4 protein-coding genes are annotated in these 6,584 nt (G+C 48.4%); all 4 read left to right on the top strand.

Features of this window, described 5'->3' with window-relative positions; genetic code table 11:
* The first annotated feature begins 306 nt into the window (after window positions 1-306).
* Window positions 307-2,445, top strand: a complete 2,139-nt coding sequence (locus tag L5462_RS03910) for a histidine kinase dimerization/phosphoacceptor domain -containing protein (protein WP_237779513.1) — start codon at window positions 307-309, stop codon at window positions 2,443-2,445.
* 185 nt (window positions 2,446-2,630) lie between these two features.
* Window positions 2,631-4,235: a pseudomurein-binding repeat-containing protein gene (locus tag L5462_RS03905; RefSeq protein ID WP_237779512.1), complete on the top strand. Its 1,605-nt coding sequence runs from the start codon at window positions 2,631-2,633 to the stop codon at window positions 4,233-4,235.
* Window positions 4,236-4,416: 181 nt separating this feature from the next.
* Window positions 4,417-6,054, top strand: a complete 1,638-nt coding sequence (locus L5462_RS03900; RefSeq protein WP_237779511.1) for a cation:proton antiporter — start codon at window positions 4,417-4,419, stop codon at window positions 6,052-6,054.
* 315 nt (window positions 6,055-6,369) lie between these two features.
* Window positions 6,370-6,584 (top strand): hypothetical protein (locus L5462_RS03895; protein ID WP_237779510.1); only part of this gene is annotated, 215 nt, incomplete at its 3' end.

Below are 6,584 nucleotides of genomic sequence, written 5' to 3'. Positions count from 1 at the left end.
ACAGGACCCAACACTAGGACTCTAATATGATTTATATGCCCATTAAACCCAAATTCATGAGCAATGTTTTAGCATAAAACCATCAGTGTGTCTATAAAGACAAAATATCTGGATGGCATGCAGTATCAATCGGGGTCTGATGGCTTCTTAAATGATACGATTGGTTCAAGTACCATTGGTCAGTGAATTACAGACTATGAAGAAAATACGCCATGCAAGTGAAAACCGTAAAGGTATATTTAGAGGTACCTTTATATACCCATATACCACCTCATTTTATGTATAAATTTTGAAGATGTGTGGAGGATGAACATCTACAGCACCCTATCTGTACTGGCATTTGTATCCTACCTCATAATGGGGTTCTATCCTCTAAAAAGAAGCAGGGGTAACCTGGAGTGGAGCTTCCTTTTAATAGCCCTTTCCATGGCATGGTGGGCCCTCACATTATCAATATTCTACATGGCATCATCGGTGGAACAGGCGCTTTTGATGTACATCCTCTCAGGGGTTGCCCGTATCCTTATGCCCGCACTCTTCCTCAACTTCGCCCTGGTGCTCTCTGCCGGTGATAAAAAGATAAATAAGGCTGCCTCACTCGTAACCCTGATTCCAGCCTTCCTTTTCATATACCTCCTCCTTAAGACTGCACTCATAACACCTGTGATAGTCCCTGATGGTGGCCTCTGGAACATACAGCTTGAGGAGAACGGGATCTGGTGGCTGCTCTTTGAGATCTACCTTGTGGGGTACTTCGCAGCTGCGGTCTCAATAATATGGAACCATGCAAGGACTGCCCCATCTCAACGTGAAAGGAAGATGTCCACCATAATATTCATGGCATCATCCCTCAGCCTGATCGCATGCTGGGTGGTCAACTCATTGCTTCCCTCCATTGGGGTTCACAGTATTCAGGCCATAAGCCACATAATAGCACTCCTTGCCACGGGGGGTATGGCCTATGCCCTGCTCCACTACCCACCCATCACCATAAACCCATCACTAGCCGGGGAGAGCATAATAGATAAGGTCACAGACCTTGTTGTTCTCCTGGACTCCCATGGAAGGGTTATCCGATTGAACTACAGGGCCATTAAGGAGCTTGGTGTTGAATATGCAGATGACTGGAGGTCCCTGGTTGCACCTGAACACCACGATATCCTTGAAGAGGAATTTGAGTTTATAAGGCAGAATGCCGGTGGAAAGGGCGACTATCACCACAGGCCAGTCCAGATTGACTACATCACCTCAGGGGGGAGGAGAATACCCGTGAAGCTCTTCATATCCCTTATAAGGGAGGATGCCGACTCAATCGGGTACTCCCTGGTTGCCCAGGACCTCCGACACACACTCAGGCTCAGGGACAGGATAGAGGAGTCAAAGGAATCGGAGAGGCTCACCAGGATGAGGCTGCACGAGTTCAGGGTTATCAATGAGGCCATAACCCTGATAAACCACAGCGAAAGCCCTGAGGAGCTATTCAGGAATGTCTTCAGCCTCACCCATGAACACCTATCCCTTAAGGAGGGGCAGGCTTACATCATGGAGGATGGTAAGCCGGTTCCTGCTGAGGGAAATGGTCATGAATTCCAGGACACTGACCTCACAGGTATCCTGGAGGGTCTCTCTCTTGAGAATGTCTTTGTGGATGGTGGGGTAATCGTAGCTGCCATGAGGCACGGGGATGATCTCCTGGGATTCTTCGTGTTCAGGAACGGTCATGAACCCGACGAATACGAGCTTAAGCTCCTTGAGACCATTGGGGCAGAGGCTGCATCCACACTCAAAAGGATATTCTACCAGGAGAAACTCCTGAAGTCCCTTGAGGAGAAGGAACTGCTGCTCCGTGAGATACACCACCGGGTCAAGAACAACCTCCAGGTTGTATCAAGCCTCCTGAACCTTCAGAGCAGTTACATAAAGGACCCCCAGATTGTGAGCACCCTAAAGGACAGTCAGGGGAGGGTGATGAGCATGTCCATGATACATGAGAAGCTCTACAGATCAGAAAACCTCTCCGATATAGACGTCCGGGGCTATATTGAGGGTCTTGTGAGGAGCATCATGTTCTCCTACCAGAAGCCTGATCAGAGTGTTGATGTCAGATTTGATGTTGATAGGGTTAAACTGAACATTGACACCATAATGCCCCTCGGTCTTATAGTCAATGAACTTGTGACAAATGCCTTCAAGTATGCCTTCCCCAACGGCGATGGTGAACTCCTTGTCTCCCTTAAAAGGAGGGGTGACCGGTTCGTCTTAAGGGTTGCTGATAATGGTGTGGGCCTCCCTCCTGATTTCAGCTTTGAGAACCTCAGAAGCCTGGGGATGCTCCTTGTGAGGAACCTCACCGGGCAGCTGGATGGGACACTTGAGTATACATCTGGTAGTGGTACAGAGTTCCGGATAGAATTCTCAGAGATAAGGTACAGAGAAAGATTTTAACCGGTATCTGCTTATCCGATGTTTAAAAACAGTATACTGCCTATTGGAGTCACTGGATTTTATTTTACTGGAAAATCATGAAAAAAGTTCAGAATAATATCAAAATCTATAAATAAAATCAGGGAGAAAAATATATCCTTGCAGGATTCCTTCCTGCATCTGGAGGCGATAGTATATCCCGTGGTATGCAACTCCTGTGCGTGCTCTTTGCATGCATGGTGTTACTCAATACCGGAGAGATCTATGCCCAGAACACACAAGGTGAAGAAGCACTGCTTCCTGATAACATGACACCGAAAACCTGCAGTACAGTTATGGAGACTAACTCCACAGCGGCAGAGATTAGGGGCAGCCTGGAGAATAAGAGTAAAACTCCAGTCGCTGCAGCGGGCCCATCAGTCTCAAGGGCCGATGTTGAGGACGCGGCAGTCCGTGTCAATGCCTTCATTGCCAAGAACAGGCGTCTACCCCTCACCGTGGAGGTGGGGGATGTGAAGGTGAACCTGGCACAGTTCCTGCAGCTTGAAGCACAGTACGTCCTCAACAGGACACCCTCAGTGAACCAGGTACAGGTACCGTCAGAAACATCTGGAACCGTGCTCAAAGGCTCAATTTACCTGAAGGACTACCTTGAAGTTGCAGGTAGAGTACTCCAGAGTGGAGTCAACCCTGGATACAGCTTCAGGGACCAGAGGATAGGATTCCAATCACTTGTGTGGCTATTTGCAAGGGCAATTAATTTTAAAGTGACAAATCAACGCCTTCCAAATTATATCAGACTTGACACACTGAATTCTGTAAAGTCATCCACCCCGGCCAGTAACAATTCCGGCAGCAGTGATGCTGCCAGTGGCAACTCAGGGTTCACAAGGGAACAGGTACTTTCCGCGGCAAAATCACTGAAGATATACATTGATCAGAATCAGAGCCTACCCGGGTATGTGCAGGTGTCAAACCAGAGGCTTGGTATAGCCCAGTTCCTGCATCTAATGGTTAAATGCCTCAACCAGATAAATCTGGGGAAGAACACCCCTCTAACACCGGTTAACGCCGGTGAGGCAGCAAACCCTGCAGGGGATGCGACAGGTACCATAAAAAGGGATGAGTACCTTAAGATTGCATCCATGGTTCAGGGGTTCATGGAAAGGAACCAGAGAGCCCCAAACTATGCAGGTTCAGGTAAAGGTAGAATCTCGTATGAGAGCCTTGTATACTCAGTTTCAAGGATTCTGAGCTTCTACAGCAACAACAGGAGACTTCCAAATACTGTGACCGTGACAAAGCTGGCGTCCTCACTGAAGAACCGGCCAGAGAACGACCCCTACAGTGGAGAGAGTACCGGGAAGTACCTTGCATCATCAGCCAACTGTCCTGTTGATAACAGGGAGATAAGGTCCCTTGCATCCAGCATTACCAGTGGACTCACATCAACATTTGCAAGGGCATCAGCAATCTTCTGCTGGGTGCGTGACAACGTGAACTACAGCTTCTACTACAACACAAGGTACGGTGCCCTGGGGACACTTGAGAACAGGACAGCCAACTGTGTGGACCATTCACACCTCCTTGTGGCCCTTGCAAGGGCTTCAGGGATACCTGCAAGGTACGTTCATGGGACCTGTAACTTCACATCAGGGAACACCTATGGTCATGTGTGGGCCCAGCTCCTTGTTGGCGATACATGGTACGCTGCAGATGCAACGAGCTCAAGAAACAGCCTTGGAATTGTGAACAACTGGAACACTTCCAGCGCAGTGATAAAGGGCATATACGCGAGTTTACCATTTTAAGGGTGAAAAACCCTTATTTATTTTTTTAAGATGGCATTACCATAAAAAGAAAATCTCTCATCAAATAAAAGATAGAGAATTTAAGAACAAGACCCTCTTTTCTCTTTAATTAAGACTTATAGGTTAAATACACACTATATATAGATAAGAGCACTGGATCGTCATAAAACAGGGTGTTATCATGGAGGTTCCACTCATCAGGGAGATAGTCATCATATTCAGCCTTGCACTTATTGTCCTCATTGTGTTGAACCGGGCCAAACTTCCAACCATACTGGGATTCTTTGTAACAGGGGTCATAGCCGGCCCCTCGGTCCTTGGCCTCATATCCTCAGGCAGCATAGAGAGCCTTGCGGAGCTCGGTGTCATACTCCTCCTCTTCACCATTGGACTTGAAATGTCCCCTGAGAGGTTCGGTGAATTCAGGAGGACCGCCCTCCTTGGTGGTACACTGCAGATAGGGCTCACAGTGTTGATAGTGGCATTCCTGACACTGATGCTTGGATTGAACCCGGGTAAGGCTGTCTTCATGGGTTTTCTCATCGCCCTGAGCAGTACCGCCGTTGTACTGAAGGTCCTCCAGGACCTCCATGAGACAGAGACACCACATGGACAGGCCTCCCTCGCCATCCTCATATTCCAGGATGTGGCTGCGGTGCCCATGATACTCACAATACCATTCCTTGCAGGGGCCAGTGGTTCGACACCACTTCACACCCTGCTCACAGGGGGAGCTGTGCTTACCGGGACCCTTATCTCTGCCAGGTGGATCGTCCCAAGGCTCTTTGATATCGTTGCAGGCACAAGGAGCAGGGAGATATTCCTCCTCACCGTGATACTTGTATGTGCATCTGTAACCTGGCTCACCGGGAGTGCTGGACTATCCCCGGCACTGGGTGCCTTCCTTGCAGGCCTCATCGTTGCAAATACAGACTATGCCCACAGGGCCCAGGGGACCATACTACCATTCCAGGAGGTCTTCCTGAGTTTCTTCTTCGTATCCCTGGGGATGCTCCTTGATGTGGGGTTCTTTATGGGGCACCTGCCCCTCATCATCCTTGCACTCATTGGTGTTATGATGATAAAGATCGCCCTCAACAGCTTCGTGGGCTTCATCATGGGGTTCTCAGCAAGGGTTGTGGTGCTAACAGGGGTTGTGCTGGCACAGATAGGTGAATTCTCATTCATACTCTCTGAGTCAGGTCTCAGGTACGGTTTGATGGACCGCTTCACATTCCAGGCATTCCTGTCGGTTTCACTCATAACCATGGCCCTTACGCCATTCCTCATATCCCTCTCACCCAGGATCTCAGAGAGGATCATCCAGGCGGATATCCATCCCAGGATAAAGAACGGCAGGAGGTACCTCAAACCTGAGGTTAACCTTGAGGATCACCTGATCATCATTGGTATGGGCATAACCGGGAGGAGGCTTGCAGAGACATCTGAGGACCACGGCATACCCTACATAGGCATAGATGTTAACCCTGAAACCGTTAAGAGGGCCCGGGATGAGGGCCTCAATGTATACTATGGGGACGGTACCCACGTGGGTGTTCTCAGGCACTTCAATGTCCCGGAAGCCGCGGTTATGGTGGTGGCCATTGCAGACTACCGTTCAACGGTCCACGCGATCCATGAGGCCAGGGCACTGAATGAGAGAATGAAGATAATCGCCCGTATAAGGGGATTTGAAAATACAGAGAATTTATACACTGCAGGGGCCGATGTTGTTGTCTCAGAGAAACGTGAAGCAACAGAGAGGATATCGGGGGAGATATTCAGCTGCTACAAGGGTGTCTGTGAACTTGAGGAGTGAGCGCCCATTTTAAGATACTCTGATCAATTCATGGAACCGCTGAAGGCGCCACAGTGGCTTTCCATGGGATTTGAGGACAATTCCATCAGGATCATGGGTTCATGAACCTGAAAATACACCCTCTTTAGAGCTCTAAAGCTGAATCTGGGCCTTCATATCTGTCCTTCGGTTAATCACGTCATGCTAAGACCACACCGGTGCATGGCCCTGAAAAAAAGGCGTAATAGTGTTTATTTTGATTTAAAATGCTCTAATATTGTTTTTTTCCCGATTTTAAACCACAATATTTATATACAATGCAGTTTTTAAGAGTGTATGTGGGGTTTCCGAAACCCCAGTGGAGGCGGTAAAATTTCGGGAAAACTGAATCTACTGATAGCCCTAGTTATGGTGCTATTTCTGGGCTCGAATATGGCAGGTGCCGTTGAGATATCAGATAACGGGACACTCAATGGGACAGAAACCAGCAATAACATGACATCAACGGAAGGTGACAACCAGACATCAAATGATACAGGTAACCAGACATC

It is taken from the genome of Methanothermobacter sp. K4, assembly GCF_022014235.1.
GTDB lineage: Archaea > Methanobacteriota > Methanobacteria > Methanobacteriales > Methanothermobacteraceae > Methanothermobacter.
Note: the sequence above shows the minus strand (reverse complement) of the source record. Positions and strands in the feature narration are given on the sequence as shown.

Bases quoted from the DNA above. Each gene is read 5' to 3' on its own strand.
- L5462_RS03910 (WP_237779513.1), top strand. From the start codon at position 307: ATGAACATCTACAGCACCCTATCTGTACTGGCATTTGTATCCTACCTC.
- L5462_RS03905 (WP_237779512.1), top strand. From the start codon at position 2,631: ATGCAACTCCTGTGCGTGCTCTTTGCATGCATGGTGTTACTCAATACC.
- L5462_RS03900 (WP_237779511.1), top strand. From the start codon at position 4,417: ATGGAGGTTCCACTCATCAGGGAGATAGTCATCATATTCAGCCTTGCA.